This is a genomic window from Brevundimonas fluminis, from assembly GCF_003934285.1.
In the GTDB taxonomy this organism is placed as follows: domain Bacteria; phylum Pseudomonadota; class Alphaproteobacteria; order Caulobacterales; family Caulobacteraceae; genus Brevundimonas; species Brevundimonas fluminis.
This window is the reverse complement of the sequence record NZ_RQWJ01000004.1, coordinates 472,908-488,937: the sequence shown is the minus strand read 5'-3', so window position 1 is coordinate 488,937 and position 16,030 is coordinate 472,908. Positions and strand designations below refer to the sequence as shown.

General features: G+C 70.7%; 14 protein-coding genes. 12 read left to right on the top strand and 2 right to left on the bottom strand.

All coding sequences use genetic code 11. The features are described 5' to 3' along the window. The first annotated feature begins 12 nt into the window (after positions 1–12). Genes uppS through lpxB form a run of 11 tightly spaced genes read left to right on the top strand, consistent with a single transcriptional unit; the run spans position 13 to position 11,305 of the window. Entirely contained in the window at positions 13–729 is a 717-nt protein-coding gene (gene uppS, locus EFJ44_RS11420; protein ID WP_125257322.1) for a polyprenyl diphosphate synthase, read from the top strand. Next, positions 729–1,547 (top strand): phosphatidate cytidylyltransferase, encoded by an 819-nt coding sequence (locus tag EFJ44_RS11415; RefSeq protein WP_125257321.1) that lies wholly within the window; start codon positions 729–731, stop codon positions 1,545–1,547. The genes uppS and EFJ44_RS11415 overlap by 1 nt, the downstream gene beginning before the upstream one ends. Beyond that, a complete protein-coding gene (gene dxr / locus EFJ44_RS11410; protein WP_125257320.1) occupies positions 1,544–2,731 on the top strand; it encodes a 1-deoxy-D-xylulose-5-phosphate reductoisomerase in 1,188 nt (395 codons plus the stop codon). The genes EFJ44_RS11415 and dxr overlap by 4 nt, the downstream gene beginning before the upstream one ends. A gap of 14 nt (positions 2,732–2,745) precedes the next feature. Then, complete coding sequence (locus EFJ44_RS11405) at positions 2,746–3,975, top strand: M50 family metallopeptidase (RefSeq protein WP_241209774.1); 1,230 nt, start codon at positions 2,746–2,748, stop codon at positions 3,973–3,975. Positions 3,976–4,004: 29 nt separating this feature from the next. Next, the gene (gene bamA, locus EFJ44_RS11400) at positions 4,005–6,419 is read left to right on the top strand and encodes an outer membrane protein assembly factor BamA (RefSeq protein ID WP_125257319.1); all 2,415 of its coding nucleotides are present in this window, start codon (positions 4,005–4,007) and stop codon (positions 6,417–6,419) included. A 37-nt stretch (positions 6,420–6,456) separates the two neighbouring features. Further along, positions 6,457–7,044, top strand: coding sequence for an OmpH/Skp family outer membrane protein (locus EFJ44_RS11395; protein WP_125257318.1), 588 nt, complete (start codon positions 6,457–6,459; stop codon positions 7,042–7,044). Positions 7,045–7,052: 8 nt separating this feature from the next. After that, the gene (lpxD, locus tag EFJ44_RS11390) at positions 7,053–8,066 is read left to right on the top strand and encodes a UDP-3-O-(3-hydroxymyristoyl)glucosamine N-acyltransferase (RefSeq protein WP_125257317.1); all 1,014 of its coding nucleotides are present in this window, start codon (positions 7,053–7,055) and stop codon (positions 8,064–8,066) included. After that, positions 8,063–8,527: a 3-hydroxyacyl-ACP dehydratase FabZ gene (gene fabZ / locus EFJ44_RS11385; RefSeq protein ID WP_125257316.1), complete on the top strand. Its 465-nt coding sequence runs from the start codon at positions 8,063–8,065 to the stop codon at positions 8,525–8,527. Before lpxD ends, fabZ begins: the two co-directional genes overlap by 4 nt. After that, positions 8,527–9,312, top strand: coding sequence for an acyl-ACP--UDP-N-acetylglucosamine O-acyltransferase (gene lpxA / locus EFJ44_RS11380; protein ID WP_125257315.1), 786 nt, complete (start codon positions 8,527–8,529; stop codon positions 9,310–9,312). Before fabZ ends, lpxA begins: the two co-directional genes overlap by 1 nt. Further along, positions 9,309–10,142, top strand: a complete 834-nt coding sequence (lpxI, locus tag EFJ44_RS11375) for a UDP-2,3-diacylglucosamine diphosphatase (RefSeq protein ID WP_125257314.1) — start codon at positions 9,309–9,311, stop codon at positions 10,140–10,142. The genes lpxA and lpxI overlap by 4 nt, the downstream gene beginning before the upstream one ends. Next, positions 10,139–11,305 carry a lipid-A-disaccharide synthase gene (lpxB, locus tag EFJ44_RS11370; RefSeq protein WP_125257313.1) on the top strand — a complete coding sequence of 389 codons (1,167 nt, stop codon included), beginning with the start codon at positions 10,139–10,141 and terminating at the stop codon, positions 11,303–11,305. The genes lpxI and lpxB overlap by 4 nt, the downstream gene beginning before the upstream one ends. 16 nt (positions 11,306–11,321) lie before the next feature. Here lpxB and EFJ44_RS11365 read toward each other — a convergent pair whose 3' ends face one another. Further along, positions 11,322–13,739, bottom strand: a complete 2,418-nt coding sequence (locus EFJ44_RS11365; RefSeq protein WP_206426905.1) for a DUF305 domain-containing protein — start codon at positions 13,737–13,739, stop codon at positions 11,322–11,324. Between the two features lie 640 nt (positions 13,740–14,379). Between EFJ44_RS11365 and EFJ44_RS11360 the strand changes: the two genes are divergently transcribed. Beyond that, positions 14,380–14,724: a hypothetical protein gene (locus EFJ44_RS11360; protein WP_125257311.1), complete on the top strand. Its 345-nt coding sequence runs from the start codon at positions 14,380–14,382 to the stop codon at positions 14,722–14,724. Here EFJ44_RS11360 and gltA read toward each other — a convergent pair. Beyond that, positions 14,708–16,009 carry a citrate synthase gene (gene gltA / locus EFJ44_RS11355; RefSeq protein ID WP_125257310.1) on the bottom strand — a complete coding sequence of 434 codons (1,302 nt, stop codon included), beginning with the start codon at positions 16,007–16,009 and terminating at the stop codon, positions 14,708–14,710. The two genes, EFJ44_RS11360 and gltA, sit on opposite strands and share 17 nt — an antisense overlap. Positions 16,010–16,030 lie beyond the last annotated feature (21 nt).

Here is a 16,030-nt window from a genome sequence, read left to right as displayed (position 1 = left end):
CCGCATCCGCGCATGAGCGATCCTGACCCCGACCAGGCCCCCGGGCCCCGCCACGTGGCGATCATCATGGACGGCAACGGCCGCTGGGCCGCGCGCCGGGGCCTGCCGCGCGCCGTCGGCCACCGTGAGGGCGTGCAGGCGCTCAAACGCACGATTCAGTCGGCGCCGAAGCTGGGCGTCCGCTGCCTGACGGTGTTCGGCTTCTCGACCGAGAACTGGAACCGCTCGGCGGAGGAGGTGTCCGACCTGATGGGCCTGGTCCGCGCCTACGTCGGCAGCGATCTCGCGCGGTTGAAGAGGGAAGGGGTGAAGGTCCGCATCCTGGGCCGTCGCGAGGGTCTGCCGCCCGACATCGCCGACATCGTGGCCCGGACGGAGCGCGAGACGGCCGGCAACGAGCAGTTCCGGCTGCAGGTGGCCTTCAACTACGGCGGCCGGGCCGACATCGTCGACGCGGCGCGCAAACTGGCCGCCTCGGGCGAAGCGATCGACGAGGACGCGTTCGGGCGCGCCCTGTCGACGGGCGACGGCCCGCCCGTCGACCTGATCGTGCGCACCTCGGGCGAGACGCGGCTGTCCAACTTCCTGCTGTGGGAGGCCGCCTACGCCGAGTTCGTCTTCCAGGACGTGCTTTGGCCCGACTACGGCGAGGCGCATCTGGCCGAGGCGGTGAACGCCTTCCGCAGCCGCGACCGACGTTACGGCGGGCGCCCCGCGGTGCCCGCCTGATGGCGTCGCTGAAGGATCTGGGCCTGCGGGCCGTCTCGGCCCTGGTGCTGGCGCCCCTGGCCGTCCTCGCCATCTGGGCCGGCGAGAGCTGGTTCCTCGCCATCATGCTGGCGGCCTGCGTCCTGCTGGCGCGAGAATGGGCCCAGATGAGCGCGCCGACGCGCGCGACCCCGATCGCCTGGGCCGTCGGCGCGGCCCTGTTCGCGGTGACGGTGACCGCCCACGTCGGCGCCATGTCGCCGGCGCTGGTCCTGCTGGTCTTCGCCGCGGCCGCGGCGGGCGTGTTCGCCAGGCGCGTCGGTCAGGAAGGCGTCGACGCCGCCTATGGCGTCCTCTACCTCGGCTGGCCGGCCATCCTGCTGATCTGGCTGCGCGACGGGAACTCGAGCCTCGGTCTGAGCTGGACCATCCTGGTCTTCGTCGTGGCCTGGGCGTCGGACGTCATGGCCTTCGTGGTCGGCAGCCTGCTCAAGGGGCCCAAGCTGTGGCCCCGCTACTCGCCCAACAAGACCTGGTCCGGCTTCATCGGGGGCCTGGTCGCAGGGGCGCTGGCGGGGTGGGTCATCGCCGCCTTCATCCCCGGCGGGCTGGGAGTTCCGGACCCGATCTGGGGCCTGGCGCTGGGTCTGGCGGGGGCATCGGCGACCATGGCGGGCGACCTGTGGGAATCGGCCCTGAAGCGCCGTTTCGGCGTGAAGGACGCCGGCGGACTGATCCCGGGCCACGGCGGCCTGCTGGACCGGGTCGACGGCCTGATGTTCGCCGCCGTGGTGCTGGCCGGATGCCGCCTTCTGACGATGTCGCTGGCGGTCCCATGATCCGGCGCAAGGTCACCGTTCTGGGGTCGACCGGATCGGTCGGCGTGTCCACGCTGGACCTGATGGCGCAGACGCAGGCGGCGGGCGCGGCGGTCTATGAGGTCGAGGCCCTGACGGGCGGCGCCAACGTCGCCCTGCTGGCGGAACAGGCGCGACGCTGGAAGGCGAAGGTGGCGGTCACCGCCCACGAGGACCGGCTGGCCGAGCTGCGGTCGGCGCTGGCCGGGTCCGGCGTGGAGGCTGCGGCCGGCGAGGGGGCGCTGGCGGAGGCGGCGGGGCGTTCCTCCGACTGGACCATGGCGGCGATCGTCGGCGCCGCGGGGCTCCGCTCGGCCTGGGCCGCGGCCGGCCGCGGCGGGGTGCTGGCTCTCGCCAACAAGGAAAGCCTGGTCTGCTGCGGCCGCGCCCTGATCGACCGCGTCCGGGCCGCCGGCGGGCGGCTGATTCCGGTCGATTCCGAGCATTCCGCCATCTTTCAGGTGTTCGACGCGGTCCGTCCCGAGGGCGTGGAGCGGCTGGTGCTGACCGCCTCGGGCGGGCCCTTCCGGGGGCGGCGCCGTGAGGATCTGGCCGGCATCACGCCAGAACAGGCCGTGGCGCACCCGAAATGGTCCATGGGGGCCAAGATTTCGGTCGACAGCGCCACCCTGGCGAACAAGGGGCTGGAGACGATCGAGGCGGCCTATCTGTTCGACATGCCCGCCGACCGCATCGACGTGGTGGTGCATCCGGAGTCCATCGTGCACAGCCTGGTGGAGCACCGGGACGGCTCAACCCTGGCCCAGCTCGGGCCGCCGGACATGCGGACGCCGATCGCTGTGGCCCTGGCCTGGCCCGAGCGGCTGCCGTGGCCGGCGCCAAAGCTGGACCTCGCCGCGCTGGGACGCCTGACGTTCGAGGCGCCGGATTTGGAGACGTTTCCGGCGCTGGGGCTGGCGCGGGACGCGCTGAAGGCGGGCGGTGCGGCGCCCACGGTGTTCAACGCCGCGAACGAGGTGGCCGCGCTGGCCTTCCTTGACCGCCGACTGGCGTTTCTCAATATTGCCGCAGTCGTCGCCGAAACGCTCGAGGCGGCGACGACGGGGGGCCTGCTCACCGCCGGCGGCGACTGCGACGGGGCGCTGGCCGTGGACGGCGAGGCGCGACGCCTGGCCCGGACGGTCGTCGACCGTCTTTCGGCCTGAGCGGCGGAGGAGCGATGAACGCCATTCTGGACCTGCTCGGCGCGTTCCTGCTGCACATCGTGCCGTTCGTGCTGGTGCTGAGCCTGATCGTGACGATCCACGAACTGGGCCATTTTCTGGTGGCCCGGGCCTTCGGCGTGAAGATCGACCAGTTTTCGCTGGGCTTCGGCAAGCGCCTGTGGGGCCGCACGGACCGGCACGGCGTCGAATGGCGCGTCGGCGCGCTGCCGCTGGGCGGCTACGTCAAATTCTCCGGCGATCTGGACGCCTCCAGCGTGCCCGACCAGGCCGGTCTGGCCGAGCTGAAGTCGCGACTGATCGCGGAGCACGGCCCGGGCGCCGAGCGCGACTATTTCCACTTCAAGCCGATCTGGCAGCGGGCCCTGATCGTCGCGGCCGGTCCGGCGGCGAACTTCATCCTGGCGGCGGTCCTGTTCACCGTCCTGTTCTCGGTGGTCGGGGAGCAGATCGCGGCGCCCCGCGTGGCCCAGGTGACGCCGGGCACCCCCGCGGCAGAGGCGGGCTTCCGGCGGGGCGACCTGATCACCTCGATCAACGGCCGGCCGGTCGTGGAGGCGTCGGAGGTGACGCAGAAGGTGGTGCTCAGCGCCAACGAACCCCTGACCTTCGGTGTCCGGCGCGGCGAGCAGACCCTGACCCTGACCGCCACCCCCCAGCGGGTGATCGAGCAGGACCGGATCGCAGGACGGGTCCGCATCTCCCGCATCGGCATGGGCCTGGCCCCGCTGAGCGCGGCGGATTTCAGCTACCGGCCGTTGAACCCTCTGGAAGCGCTCGGGCGCGGGGTCGCCGCGATCGGCGACACGCTCGAGACGACGACGACCTATCTGGGCCGCATCTTCGCGGGACGGGAGTCCGGCGACTTGCTGAGCGGCCCCCTCGGCATCGCCAAGGCCGCCGGCGGGGTCACCCAGCAGGCTCTGGAGGGCGACGGCGACGTCGGTCTCAAGAGCGCGAACCTCGCGCTGACGCTTCTTCAGTTCGCCGCCTTAGTTTCGATCGGAATTGGCTTTGTAAATCTGCTTCCGATTCCGGTTCTCGATGGGGGGCACCTGGTGTTCTACGCCTATGAAGCTGTGGCCCGGCGGCCAGTCCCCGCGCGCGTTCAGGAGGCGGGGTTCCGCGTCGGTCTTGCCTTGCTCGCGGGATTGATGTTGTTCGCGACCTGGAACGATCTGCAGAAACAGAACCTCTTCGCCTTCCTCGGCGGGCTCGCATCGTGAGCCGACGCCAGCCCCCGACGGTAAAAAGCATGACCCCTACCCAAGTTCGCGGCCCCTTCCGACCGCTCGGCCGCGCCAGCGCCCTGGCCCTGGTGGTCGCGGCCGGGCTGGCCGGACCGGCCTTCGCCCAGCAGACGCCGCCCGCGCCCGCCATCCAGCCCGCCCCGATCCAGACGCAGGATCCCACGGGCCAGGAGCGCGTGCAGATCACGCGCATCGAAGTGCGCGGCGCTAACCAGCGGATCGAGGACGCCACCGTCCTGTCCTACCTCCCCATCCGGCCCGGCGACGTCGTCGATCCGGTGGTTCTGGACGTGGCCGTGCAGGCCCTGTCGCGCACGGGCCTGTTCGCCGACGTGCAGATGGGCGTGCAAAACGGCGTGCTGATCGTCGAAGTGGTCGAGAATCCGATCGTCAATCAGGTGATCTTCGAAGGGAACGGCGCGGTCGGCGACGACAAGCTGCGCGAAGAAGTCACCATCCGGCCGCGCGGCATCTACACCGCGGCGCGCGTGCAGGAGGACGTCGGCAAGATCGTCGAACTGTATCGTCTGTCGGGCCGCATCTCGGCGACCGTCTCGCCCAAGATCGTGCGTCTCGAACAGAACCGCGTCGACGTGGTGTTCGAGATCGACGAGGGCCCGGAAACCGGGCTGCAGTCGATCACCTTCCTGGGCAACAAGGCGTTTTCCGACAGCGACCTGCGCGAGGTGATGGTCACCAAGCAGTCGGTCTGGTGGCGCATCTTCACCCAGAACGACAACTACGACCCCAACCGCCTGGATTACGACCGGGAGCAGCTGCGCGACTTCTACACCAACCGCGGCTATTACGACTTCCGGGTGGTGTCGGCGGTGGCCGAGCTGACGCCGGGCGGCGACGCCTTCGCCATCACCCTGACCGTCGACGAGGGGGACAAGTACACTTTCGGCGAGGTCAAGGTCGTCACCGAGAACGACAAGCTGAACGCCGACCTGCTGACGCGCATCCTGCCGTTCCGCTCGGGCAGCCTGTACGAGAGCGACAAGATCGAGGCGGCGACCGACTCCCTGACCTACGCCGCGGGATCGGCCGGCTACGCCTTCGTCGAGATCGAGCCGACGTTCGCGGTGAACCCGGACACCGACACCGTCGACGTGACCTTCAACGTCCGCGAAGGAGAGCGGGTCTACGTCGAGCGCATCAACGTCATCGGCAACACGCGCACGATCGACCCCGTGATCCGGCGCGAGTTGGTCCTGACCGAGGGCGACGCCTTCAACCGTCAGCTCCTCGAGCGGTCGCGCAACAACCTTCGCGGCCTCGGCTTCTTCAAGGAGGTGACGGTGGAGGAGGTGCGGGGATCCGAACCCGACCGCTCGATCGTCAACGTCACCGTCGAGGAGCAGCCGACCGGCGAGCTGTCGGTCGGGGCGGGCTTCAGCTCCTACGATTCCTTCGTGCTGAACCTCGGCATCTCCGAGAGCAACTTCCGCGGCCGCGGCCAGAACCTGGTCGCGCGGGCGGAATGGGGCTCGCTGCGCCAGAACATCGACTTCCGTTTCACCGAGCCGAAGTTCCTCGGCCGCGACCTGCGGGCGGGCTTCGACCTGTTCCACTCGCGCTATGACCTGAGCGAGTACTCCAGCTACGACTACCGGTCGACGGGCGCCGGCCTGCGGATCTCCTATCCGCTGAACGGCTACACCGCGATCAGCGCCCGCTATTTCCTGCGCGAGGACGAGATCATCGTGCCGTTCGGCTTCTGCGGCACCGCGGCGGGCGGCACGTCGGCCCTGTGCGACCAGATCGGCGCCTTCGTGAACTCGTCCATCGGCTACACCCTGCTGGTGGACCGCCGGAACGATCCGATCCGCCCGACGCGCGGCTGGACGGGCACGCTGCGGCAGGATCTGGCCGGCGTCGGCGGCGACGTGAACTATCTGAAGACCGAGGGCGAGATCTCGGCCTTCCACGGCTTCGCGCCGGAGTGGGTGGTGACGACGCGGCTGGAGGCGGGCTACGTCACCGGTTGGGCCGGCGACCCCATCCGCATCAACGACCGTTTCTTCAAGGGCGGCAACAGCTTCCGCGGCTTCGAAACCGCCGGCATGGGGCCGCGCGACCTGCTGACCACGGACGCCCTCGGCGGCAATTTCTACGTCGTCGGCACGGTCGAGCTGACCATTCCGAACGGCCTGCCGGAAGAGTACGGCATCCGGACCTCGGCTTTCGTGGACGTGGGCACCCTCGGGATGCTGGACGATCGCTACACCACCGATCCGGCGACGGGCCTGCCCAGCACCCGGATCAACGACGAGCTGGACTTCCGCGGCGCCGTCGGCGTCAGCATCCACTGGCGCTCGCCGATGGGGCCGATCCGCTTCGACCTGGCCCAGCCGTTCTCCGAAATGCCGTTCGACAAGACCGAGAACTTCCGCTTCTCGACCTCCACCCAGTTCTAACTCCCCTCGACAGGGGGCGTACCAAAGGCTGAATGACATGAAGACCCTCGCTTACGGCGCCTTCGCCCTGACTCTCCTGTTCGCCGGCCAGGCCGCCGCCCAGGCCCAGGGTCCCGCCAACCCCGGCCCGGTGATCCCCGGCGTCTGCGTGTTCCACAACGAGCGCCTGCTGGCTCAGTCCACCGTCGGCCAGTCGGTGCAGACGGGCATGCGGACCCTTTCCCAGCAGGTTTCGGGTGAACTCGAGCCCTACGCCCAGTCGATCCAGGCCGAAATCACGGCTCTGGAGCAGGGCCGCGGCACCATCCCGGAGCAGGAATTCGCCCAGCGTTCGCAGGCCCTGCAGCAGCGCATCGCCGAAGCCCGGCAGCTGGAGGCCCAGCGCCAGCAGGAGCTGGAGTACACGCTGAACATGCAGCTCCGCGCCATCGCGCAGGCGACCGACCCGATCCTGGTCGCCGTCTATCAGGAGCGCGGCTGCGGCCTGCTGCTGTCCCGCGAAGCGGTCATCGAGATGAACCCCGCCATGGACATCACCGACGTGGTGATCCAGCGCCTGAACGCGGCCCTGCCGTCGCTCAGCTTCTCGCGCATGACCCCGCCGGTTCAGGTTCCGAACCAGTAAGGACGCCGTTGCCGGATCTCCGCTTCTTCGAGGCCCTGCCGCCGCGCTCCGTGCAGGAGCTGGCCGAACTGGTCGGCGGCGAGGTCCTGAGGGGCGGGGACCGGATGGTCTCCGGCGTCGCGCCGCTGGCGTCGGCCGATCGGGACGCCGCGACCTTCCTGTCCGACCGCAAGCTGAAGGCCGCCTTGGCGCAAACCCGCGCCGGGGCGGTTTTCGTGCGGGCCGAGGCGGCGGACGACGCCCCCGCCGACGCGGCCGTCATCGTGACGCGCACGCCGCACGCCGCCTGGTCGCGGGCGGCCGACGTACTGGTGCGGGCGCGAGCCTTCCGCGCCGTCGACCCTGCCGCGGCGGTCGAGGACGCGACGGTCGAGCTCTCGCCCGGCGTCGTGGTCGGAGACGGGGCGCGCATCGGCCGCGGCACGCGCATCGGGCCCAACACCGTGATCGGCCCCGGCGTGCAGATCGGCCGCGACTGCGTGATCGGCGCCAACGTCAGCGTCTTCTTCGCCCTGATCGGGGACCAGGCGAAGCTGTCGGCGGGCGTGCGCATCGGCGAAGCCGGCTTCGGCGCGGCCGTCTCGGCGGACGGGCCTGTGGACGTGCCCCAGCTGGGCCGGGTGATCATCCAGGATCGCGTCACCATCGGCGCCAACTCGTGCGTCGACCGCGGCGCCTTCGACGACACGGTGGTGGGTGAGGGCACCAAGATCGACAATCTGGTCATGATCGCCCACAACTGCGTGATCGGCCGCAACTGCCTGATGGCCGGTTTCACAGGCATCTCCGGCTCGGTGAAGGTGGGCGACGGAGCCGTCTTCGGCGGCCGCGCCGGCGTCGGCGACCACATCACCATCGGCGAAGGCGCCCGGATCGCGGCCGGCGCCGGCATCCTGAAGGACGTGCCGCCGGGGGAGACCTGGTCCGGCTATCCGGCCAAGCCGCTGCGGGAATCCTTGCGCGAAGCGGTCTGGCTGGCCAAACAGGCCTCGGGAAAGGCACGCGGGAAAACGGACGGATGAGCGACGAGGCGACCATCGACTATGCCGAGGTGATGCGGCGCCTGCCGCACCGCTATCCCTTCCTGCTGGTCGACAAGGCCGAGGATTTCGTGCCCGCGACCTCGATCACCGGCATCAAGAACGTCACGCACAACGAGCCCTTCTTCCCGGGCCACTTCCCGATCGATCCGGTCATGCCGGGCGTGCTGATCGTCGAGGCGATGGCCCAGACCGGCGCCCTGCTGATGTCCAAGACCATGGACGTCGCGGTGGCCGACAAGGTCATCATGTTCATGTCGATCGACGGCGTGCGCTTCCGCAGGCCGGCGCGCCCGGGCGACCAGCTGCGGATGGAGGTCAAGGTCACCCGCGCGCGCGGCGACGCCTACAAGTTCCGCGGCGAGACCTACATCGACGGCAGGCTGGCGGCCGAGGCGGAGTTCATGGCCATGGTCGTGACCGTGGATCAGCCGGCGACCTGATGGCCATCCATCCGACAGCCCAGGTGGACGCCTCGGCGCGACTGGCCGACGGCGTCGAGATCGGCGCCTGGTCCATCGTCGGCCCGGGCGTGACGCTGGCCGCCGGCGTGCGCGTGGCCAGCCATGTGGTGATCCAGCAGGACACCTCCGTGGGCGCGGGCACCACGATCCACCCGTTCTGCGTGATGGGCGGCGACCCGCAGCATGGCGGCTACAAGGGCGAGCCCGTCGCGCTGGAGATCGGCGCGAACTGCACCATCCGCGAGCATTCGACCTTCAACCGCGGCACGCCGGGCGACCGCAAGCTGACCACCGTAGGCGACGGCTGCCTTTTCATGACGGGCGCGCATGTGGGCCACGACTGCGTGGTCGGCAGCCACGTCACCTTCGCCAACAATGCGACGCTGGGAGGACATGCGCGGATCGGCGACAGGGTGTTTCTGGGCGGCCTCTGCGCAGTCCATCAGTTCGGTCGGGTGGGGCAGGGCGCGATCGTCGGCGGACTGTCGGCGGTGACGCGCGACGTCATCCCGTACGGTTCGGCCTGGGGCAACCACGTGCGGCTGCACGGGCTGAACCTGATCGGGTTGAAGCGGAAGGGCTACGGCAAGGCCGAGGTGCGGCGGCTGCTGGCGGCCTATCGCGACATCTTCGAGGCTCCGGGTCTGTTTTCCGAGCGTCTGGACGCGGCGCAGGCGGCCTATGCCGACCTGCCGGAGATCCAGGAGATCATCGCCTTCATCCGCGAGGACACGCGGCGGCCCGTCGCGCTGCCGGGCGAATGACCGGGCCGAAGCTGGCCCTGATCGCGGGCGGAGGCGACCTGCCGCTGGCCGTGGCCGCGCGGTGCGAGGCCGAGGACCGCCCGCTGTTCGTCGTCCGGCTGGCGGGCTTCGCCGATCCGGCGCTGGAGGCGTGGGACGGCGTCGACATGGGCATGGCCCGGATCGGCGGCATCCTGTCGGCGATGAAGAAGGCGGGATGCGGGGCCGTGTGCCTGGCGGGCACCGTCAGCCGCCCTGACTTCAAGAACCTGAAGCCCGATCTGAAGGGCGCGACCCTCTTGCCGGGGATCGTCAAGGCGGCCAGCCAGGGCGACGACGCCCTGCTGCGCAAGATCCTGTCCGTGTTCGAGGCCGAGGGCTACGTCGTGGAGGGGGCGGACGACATCCTGGGCGGGGACACCCTGACGGCCGGGGCGCTGGGACGGGTGACGCCGGATCCGGCGCAGCTGGCGGACCTGCGCAAGGCGCTGCACGTCGCCGAGAAGTCGGGCGAACTGGACGTGGGACAGGGGGCGGTCGTGTGCGACGGCCTGGTGCTGGCGGTCGAGGCGCAGGAGGGGACGGACGCCATGCTGACGCGCGTCGCCGGTCTGCCCGCCGACCTGCGCGGGGCGCCGGGCGCGCCGAAGGGCGCGCTGGGCAAGGCGCCCAAGCCGATCCAGGACCTGCGGGTGGACATGCCGGTGATCGGGGCGCGGACGATCGAACTGGCGGCGGCGGCGGGGCTGGCGGGCGTCGGCGGCAAGGCGGGACGGCTGATCCTGATCGACCGGGCGGCGATCGTGGAGGCCGCGGACCGGCTGGGCCTGTACGTCTGGGGCGAAGCGTGAGCCGGCCGCTGAAGGTGATGCTGGTGGCGGCCGAGGCGTCGGGCGACGCGCTGGGCGCGGGGCTGGCCCGGGCTCTGAAGGCGCGGCTGGGGCCGGACGTGACCTTCGTCGGCGTGGGCGGGGCCGCCATGGCGGCCGAGGGCGTGGCCAGCCCGTTCGACATCGCCGAGCTGTCGATCCTGGGCTGGCTGGAGGGGCTGAAGGCCTACGGCACGGTCAAGCGTCGGGTGGCGGACACCGTGGCGCTGGCGCAGGCGGAGCGGCCGGACGCCGTGGTGCTGATCGACAGCTGGGGCTTCACCATCCGCGTGGCCAAGGCGATCCGGCAGGTCCTGCCGGACGTGCCGCTGATCAAGTACGTCGGCCCGCAGGTTTGGGCGTCGCGGCCGGGGCGGGCGAAGACGCTGGCGGGAGCGGTGGATCATCTGCTGGCGTTGTATGCCTTCGACGCGCCCTGGTTCGAGCGGGAGGGCCTGGCGACGACCGTGGTCGGGTCGCAGGCCCTGCACGTCGACATGGCCGGGGCCGATCCGGCGGCATTCCGGGCGGCGCGGGGGATCGGGGCGGAGGCGCCGTTGCTGCTGGTCCTGCCGGGCAGCCGGCCCAGCGAGATCCGGCTGATGACGCCGGTCTACGGCGAGGCGGTCGAGCGGCTCAAGGCGGCGCGGCCGGAGCTGGAGGTCGCCGTCGCGGTCGCCGGGACCGTGGCGGAGCTCGTGCGGGACGAGCTGGCCGGCTGGAGCGTGCCCGTCCACGAGGTGGACGAGGCGGAGAAGTACGCCGTGATGAAGGCCGCGACGGTGGCGATGGCGACCAGCGGGACGGTGTCGACCGAGCTGGCGCTGGCCGGGGCGCCGATGGTCATCGGCTACCGGTTCCAGCCGCTGAGCTATGCGATCATGCGGCCGTTCTTCACCGGGAAGTACGCGACGCTGTTCAATCACGCCGCCGACGAGGAGATCGCCCGCGAGCTGATCCAGAAGGACGCGACGCCGGAGGCCTTCGCCGCCGAGGTCGGGCGGCTGCTGGACGATCCGGCGGCGCGGGCCGATCAGGCGGCGCGGCAGACGGCGGCGCTGGATCTGATGGGCCGGGGCGGCCGCGACCCGTCGGAGATCGCGGCCGAGGCCGTGCTGAGGGTCATCGTCGAGCGCAACGGCTGACCCTCAGCGTTCAAGCTTAACCCACCACCGCCGCGATGCCGGTCAGGGTCTCCTTCAGGCCGCGCAGGCGCTTGGCCGTCTGGTCCGTGCCGCGCGGCGAGATGGCGTCGGCCAGACCGCGCAGGCGGGCGGCGACGGCCGGATCCTTGCGGCCGGCGTCCATCAGCGGCTGGGCCTGATCCAGGGCGGCCGTGATCTGGGCCATCTGGGTCGCGTCCATGCCGCCGTCGCGGGCGAACTGGTCCAGATAGGCGCGGGCCACGACCGGGTGGGCCGGCCAGCGGACCGGATACTGCTGCTGCGGGTTCACCGTGCCGCCCTCGTCGGCCATCTGGGCCGCCGCGATCTCGTTGGCGGTCAGATGCTCGCTGGGGGTCAGGGCGAAGACGTCCAGACCGCGACCGATCTCCGAGCCGTAGATCTTGCCGTTGTACCAGTAGACCGACCAGTAGCCGCCCGAGCCCTGACGCTCGGCGTTCACCGGGCCGCGGTCGAAGTAGGCGATCTCGTGGGCGTTGGACGAGTCGGTGAAGTCGCTGATCGACAGGCCGCCCTGGTACCAGGCCTGGACGAACAGGTCGCGGCCGGGGACGGGGATCAGCGAGCCGTTGTGAGCCACGCAGTTCTCGAGGTCGGTCTGGGCGGCCGGCAGCTTGTAGTAGCCGCGGTGAACCAGCTTGCCGTCGACGATGTCGTAGATGGCGTTGGCGCCCCAGGTCATCGGGTCCTGGACGCGGCAGCGCGGGCGTCCGCCGCCGCCCCACTCGTCGGTGAACAGCACCTTGTCGCCGTCGTTGTTGAACGTGGCCGAGTGCCAGTAGGCGAAGCCCGCGTCCGTCACGGCGTCGATCCGCTTCGGCGCGCGCGGGTCCGAGATGTCGAACAGGATGCCGTTGCCGGAGCAGGCCCCGCCCGCGATGTTGCGGGTCGGGAACAGGGTGATGTCGTGGCAGTGGTTGGTCTGGGCCGTGGTCTGGGTGCCCGGGCCGTGATCCCCGCCCGCCCACAGGCCCGCGACCGCGCCGGTGCCTTCGTCGGCGAAGACCGTCGGGCTGTCGATGATGCGCGAGCGCGACGGGTCCGCCAGCGGGATCTCGATCACGTCGACGCGGAACAGGGCCGTGCGCGGGTCGCCCGGGGCGCCGGTGACGCAGCCGGCCAGCTCCTCCTCGGCGCGGACGCCGGCGGTGCCCGAGTTGTAGACGATCAGGCGGTCGGCGTCGGCGGAGACCACCGAGTGGGTGTGCGAGCCGCGGCAGGTCTGGACCTGGCCCACCTGGACCGGGCGGACCGGGTCGGAGATGTCGAAGATGCGCAGGCCGCGGAAGCGCTCGGCGCTGGGCTCGGGGCCGACGCCCTCGCGTCCGCAGTCGACGCGGCCCTGCGTCGATTCCACCGACATAAGCATCAGGTTTCCGACGATCGACACGTCGCCCTGGCCGCCCGGGCAGACGATGGAGCTGATCAGGGTCGGGGCCGGATCGTCGCCGATCCGGTACAGGTTGATGCCGTGGTAGTTGCCGACCGCCAGCAGGTCGCCCTGGAAGGCCATGTCGGTGTTGGAGAAGCTGAGGAAGGGCGCGCGGCGGCCGACGTCCTCGCCGGCACGGGGCGGCAGACCCTCGGGATTGGTCGGATCGAAGAAGCCGGTCGGCTTGGGCAGGCTGGCCAGCAGGGTCATGTTGGACGCGGCCTCTTCCGCGTCGCGGAAGCCGGCGCGAAGATTGGTGCGCGGGTCCGGCGAGGCGGCGCGGGCCAGCGCCGTCATGCGGTTGATCTCGGCCTGCTGCTCGTTGGTCACGTCGTTGACGAAGCGGAACAGGACCGGGTCGTAGGCCGAGCCGCCGCGCGACAGCAGGTCCGACACCATGGTGACGGCGCCTTCGTGGTGGCGGATCATCAGCTGCAGGAACAGGCGGTCGAACTCGGCGCCCCGGGCGGCGGCCAGTTGGGCCATCTGCTCGGGCGAGGCCATGCCGGGCATGCCGGCGTGCCCGGCGCCGTGGGCCGAATGGTCCATGCCGGCGTGGCCGGCGTGGTCGCCCGCGGTCGGCATGGGCATGGGCGCCTCTTCGCCGCGCTCGGTGAGCCAGCCGCGCATGAAGGCGATCTCGTCCTCCTGCGAGGCGTCGATGCGGCCGGCGAGGGCGACGATCTGCGGGTTGTTGGTCCGCGTCGGAACCAGCGCGGCCATCTCCAGCGCCTGGCCGTGGTGCAGGATCATGCCCTGCATGAAGGCGACGTCGGCGTCGGAATAGCGGTTGTCGGCGATGCGCGCGGCCTCGCGGCCTTCCAGCGTCCGGCTGGCCTGACCGGGCGCGCCGGGCTGGATCAGCGGCGCCTCCTGGGCCCAGGCCCCGGCGGCGAACAGGACGACGCCGAGGGCGGCCGAGCCCCCCAGCAGCTTGCGGATCGACGGGGCGTTCTGACGCACGGGCTCACTCCGGACAATGTAACGGGTGCGGATGGCTAACATGCGAGCCCCCGTGCCGTAAGCCCATTGTGCGAGAACCGGCGCCCGCCGGACACGGCAGAGCCCTCCGCCGCGTGACGACGGAGTTGGAAACGGCGGGCGGAGCGCCGGGCGCGGAGCCCGGAGGCTGTGAGGTTTGACCGTTTCGGCTTCGCGACGACGCTCCGCGCGGTCCGTCTGATCGAAAGCCGTCCGGAATGACCCGCAGGTCGCCGCATGGGGCCGCTGCTTCGCGACTGACGGACGCGCCTTCGGCGGGCGGGCGGGAGACTTGCGAACCCCGGCCCCGGACCCTGTCCTTCCCGTGAACCGGCATGACCGCCGCGTCCCCCGACCCGCCCGAAGACGGGGCCGCGCGACGCCCGACGCCTCGCCGCCCCCCGGTCCGGCGAGACGCCCCTCGTCCCGCGACGGAGCCGCCCCGAGGTTGGCACGGGATCGGACCGGTTGGGAAATCCGGCGCGGGTCGTCGCAATCGGGCGGGGTCGGCCGCCACGTCTTGCGCGGCGGGCCGCGCTTTTCAGACCCGCCTCATGTCCCGCTCATGGCGGTCACGGAGAGAGGGGGGGAAGGTGCGGCCTGGACATGGAGGCGCCGCGCGATGGTGGATCTGATCCTGCCCGGGAGGGGACGGCCCCTGGTGCGGCTTCTGGCGGCGCGACGCGGCCGGGCCACGACGTTGCGGCTGGCCGACGGGCGCGAGCTGACGGCCTACAACTGCGTGTGGGGGAGAGGCTGGGGCGCGGAATGGGAGCACCTGACCCTCAACCTCTCGCCGCGCGTGCCCGGAGCCGAGGTGCGCACGGTCTCGGCGGACGAGGTGGAGGAAGCGCGCGACGCGGACGGCCGGCTGCTGCACCGGCGGGCGGCGCATGAAAAAGGGGCGCGACCTGCGCCGCGCCCCCTGATCTTCAGTCCGGCCTGCCGGCTCAGCCGCGCTGGCTGATCGGCACATAGTCGCGCTCGGTCGGGCCGGTGTAGAGCTGACGCGGGCGACCGATCTTCTGGGACGGATCCTCCATCATCTCCTGCCACTGGGCGATCCAGCCGACGGTGCGGGCAAGCGCGAACAGGACGGTGAACATGGTGGTGGGGAAGCCCATCGCCGACAGGGTGATGCCCGAATAGAAGTCCACGTTCGGGAACAGCTTGCGCTCGATGAAGTACTCGTCGTTCAGGGCGACCTTCTCCAGCTCCTTGGCGACCTGGAACAGCGGGTCGTTGATGCGGCCGGTGGCGGCCAACACCTCGTCGGCGCTCTCCTTCATAACGCGGGCGCGCGGGTCGTAGTTCTTGTACACCCGGTGACCGAAGCCCATCAGCTTGTGACGGCGGTCCTTCACCCCGGCGATGAAGTCCGGAATGTTCTCGGGCGTGCCGATCTCCTTGAGCATGTTCAGCGCCTCCTCGTTGGCGCCGCCATGCGAGGGGCCCCACAGGCAGGCGATGCCCGCGGCGATGCAGGCGAAGGGATTGGCGCCCGACGAGCCGGCCAGACGGACGGTCGAGGTCGAGGCGTTCTGCTCGTGGTCGGCGTGCAGGATCAGGATGCGGTCCATGGCGCGGGCCAGGGCGGGGTCGATGACGTAGTCCTCGGCCGGTACGGCGAAGCACATGCGCAGGAAGTTCTCGGCGTAGTTCAGGTCGTTGCGCGGCGACACGAAGGGCTGGCCGACGTGGTACTTGTAGGCGCGCGCCGCGATGGTCGGCATCTTGGCGATCAGGCGGATGGCCGAGATGTTGCGCTGGACCGGGTCATGGATGTCCAGGCTGTCGTGGTAGAAGGCCGACAGGGCGCCGACGGTGCCGACCATGATCGCCATGGGGTGGGCGTCGCGGCGGAAGCCCTCGAAGAAGCGGTCGAACTGCGAGTGCAGCATGGTGTGCATGGTCACGCTGCGCTCGAAGCTCTCGAACTCGGACGCGCTGGGAAGTTCGCCATGCAGCAGCAGATGGCAGACCTCGACGAAGGTCGACTTCGACGCCAGCTGGTCGATCGGATAACCGCGGTGCAGCAGAATCCCCTCGTCCCCGTCGATGTAGGTCAGGGCGCTTTCGCACGAGGCGGTCGAGGTGAAGCCCGGGTCGAAGGTGAAGGCGCCCGTGGCGCCGTACATCTTGCGGATGTCGACGACGTCGGGACCGGTCGAACCGGACAGCACCGGAAGCTCCACGCTCTTGTCGCCGAGGGTCAGGGTGGCGGTTCCGGCGGTCTTGGGAGCTTCGGTCATGTGCGGCCTTTTTCCGTACGC